The sequence below is a fragment of the Tessaracoccus caeni genome, assembly GCF_029211185.1.
Lineage (GTDB): Bacteria > Actinomycetota > Actinomycetes > Propionibacteriales > Propionibacteriaceae > Arachnia > Arachnia caeni.
Window position 1 is genome coordinate 1 of the sequence record NZ_JARGDO010000043.1, and the last position, 2,558, is coordinate 2,558.

The 2,558-nt window shown below is 68.8% G+C and carries 3 protein-coding genes; all 3 read right to left on the reverse strand.

The features are described from left to right. Positions 1-152 precede the first annotated feature (152 nt). A complete protein-coding gene (locus tag P0D62_RS18855) occupies positions 153-1,451 on the reverse strand; it encodes a hypothetical protein (RefSeq protein ID WP_272027569.1) in 1,299 nt (432 codons plus the stop codon). A 375-nt stretch (positions 1,452-1,826) separates the two neighbouring features. Beyond that, the gene (locus tag P0D62_RS18860; RefSeq protein ID WP_026529664.1) at positions 1,827-2,168 is read right to left on the reverse strand and encodes a helix-turn-helix domain-containing protein; all 342 of its coding nucleotides are present in this window, start codon (positions 2,166-2,168) and stop codon (positions 1,827-1,829) included. After that, on the reverse strand, positions 2,168-2,558 hold a 391-nt coding region (locus P0D62_RS18865; RefSeq protein WP_275704071.1), incomplete at its 5' end, for a tyrosine-type recombinase/integrase. The genes P0D62_RS18860 and P0D62_RS18865, both read right to left, overlap by 1 nt.

Consider the following 2,558-nt stretch of genomic DNA (forward strand, 5'->3'; position numbering starts at 1 on the left):
TGCTGGCAACGATGAGCGGTGTCGCGCCAGAAGACGCGGTGGCGTGGGTCCGTTCCCACTATCACCGGCGAGCTGTCGAGACGGGCAGGCAACGACGCTGGGTAGAGCAGACCGCGACCTTGCTTCAGACGGAGCGGGAGTGACCTTGGTCGTCAGCGTCGGGCGGCGGCGTAGGTGTTCCAGGCTGAGCCGGTGAGTTCAGCCCAGCGGGTCGCGGTGGTGATGTGGATGCCGATGAGCGAGGCGAACACGGCGGGCGGGGTCGTGGAGGCCAGGTGCAGTAGCGCGGTGCTCCGGCTGGCGCGGGTGAAGATGCCGAGCTGGTTCATCCGCCGCATGAGTGAAGCGGGATGAAGATGGGTGCCCGCGTTCTTGCCAGTGAACAGCCACCGGGCATCAGCCAGGATGCTCGCAGTGCCGAACGGCTTGACGACCGGTAGCGCGGTGACCAGCCCGTCCAGAGGCGGGATCAGCAGCAGCGGTTCGCGGCCGAGCCGCAGATAGGTTCCCGTGTCGCGGACCTCGATGTCGTCGGTGGTGAGGGCGGCGATCTTCGCGACGGGCTGGGCATAGAGCAGGATCAGGCAGGCGGCGGCGCGATCCTCGATGCTGGCGACGGTGGAGTCGTGCAGGAGTCGGCGGGCAAGGGCCAGCTGATCTTCGGCGTCAACCTGATGGGCGGGGTCTTTCGCCGCGACGGGTTCGGGCAACGTGACTCGGGGTAGGTAGCCGCCTCGTGTGAGCCAGCGGACGAACCCCAGGCGGGTGCTGCGGCTCGTGCTGAGCCAGGCGTCCACGCAGGCTTGCGGGCAGTCGTCGAGGGTGTGACCGCCCGCGGTCAGGTCGTCGAGAAAGGCGTGGGCGGTGTGAATGTCGCTGCGGCAGCGTGCGGCGACATGAGCGGTGAGGTGGCCGTGGCGGTTGGTCTTGGCGCGGCCGACGACGTGCCAGCGGGCATAGCGGGACAGCACGCCGCGCAGCTCGGGATCGGTGATGTCGGCGCCGGCTTCGGCGGCGTGGCGGTGTAGCCGGGCGGCGTTCTCGTCCCGGGGCGGCAACGCGCCGGAGGCGACGAGCATCGCGCGCAGGTAGGTCACCGAGAACACTTGCGGGCGGGCATCGAGAGCATCGTGTGACAGGTCGAGCCGGCCTTGAGCGATGTCGGTGAGCAGGTGCAGGCTCGGCAAGTCGTGCCAGTTGTTCAGCAGCGAGCGGGGTTGGCGTAGCTCGGTCAGGGCATCGCGGACGGGTTTCAGCTCGGGTCGGATCGTGCCGTCCGGGCCGGTGAGCGCGGCGTCGATCTGCTGGGTGGCTTGGCAGGCGAAGCAACGGGGCCGGCCGTGGTTGGTGGTTCGCCGGCCGAGCGACCGCTGGCCGCAGATGGAGCAGTCGATGACCGGCGCTTGGTAGCAGGTCGGGCAGACGTCCGGGCTCGCGGCGGTCGCTTTCAACGCGACTCGCTTGAGCCGGCCGCAGACGCCGCAGGACCGACGCGGGTGCCGGTAGCAGCGAACGCAGAGATTCCGCGATCCATCGGACTTCCCGCCAGCTCGGGTGGCGAGCGGGCCGATAGTGCCGCATCCCTCGCAAGCATCCTCACCGGCGCGGTTTCGGGCGTAGCAGGTGGTGCAGATAGCGCCGCCGTCGCTGGTGCGGGCGTTGACTCGCCGCTGCCTGCCGCAGCCGGTGCAGGTCTCCTGGGGTGAGCGGCGGGCGCGGCAAGCCCGACACTCACCCCGGTTGAGTGTGTGGTTCCAGCGCAGGTTCCTCACCCGTCCGCAGCGGAAACACTCACCGGGGACGATCGTGCTCGCCATCTGGTCCGGTCAGTCCCCAGCAGGCTTGATGACTGCGCGAGTTGGACGGTTCCGGCTGGGCTTGGACTGCGTGCTGGTGCCGGTGGTGCCGGTCTTGCGTCCGCGCCGCGAGCTGGTGGCGACGTAGGGCTCGATCAGGTCGTTGGGGGTGACGTCGAGGATGTCGCAGAGCGCGGCGAGCAGCCGCATGTTCAACCGCTCCGGCTCGCCGGTGACGATCCGGTAGACCTGGGTCGAGGTCATCACCACGCCCCGGTCGGCCAGCAGCGGCACCAGTTCGGTGGTGGCGTTCATGCCGTGCTCGTTCATGATCTTGCGCAGGTGCCAGTGGTAGGCGACGGTCTTCGTCATCAGCGTGATCCTTCCTCGGTTGCGGTCGGTGGGGTGAACGCGGCGTCCAGGGCGCGGCGCAGGGTGCGGTTGCGGTAGTCGCCCGAGACGCCGGTGTAGAGGGCTGTGGTCGATCCCCACCGGTGCCCGACCTGCTGCTGCACGAACAGCGGGTCGAAGCCGTCCTCGATCAGATGGGTCACATACGAGTGCCGCAGACAGTGCGGGTGCAGCGCGGCGTCGAAGCCGAGGTCGTCGCGGTACTCGGCGAACCTCATCCCGACGTAGCTGCCCGTGATCCTGGATTGTCGTTCGGTCGGCCACAGCATCCCGGCGCCTGCCGTGTCGAACAGCGGCAGCACGTCGGTGACGTATTCCTCGATCACTGGGCGGGTCCAGTCGAACACCGCC

Bases quoted from the DNA above. Each gene is read 5' to 3' on its own strand.
- P0D62_RS18860 (WP_026529664.1), bottom strand. From the start codon at position 2,168: ATGACGAAGACCGTCGCCTACCACTGGCACCTGCGCAAGATCATGAAC.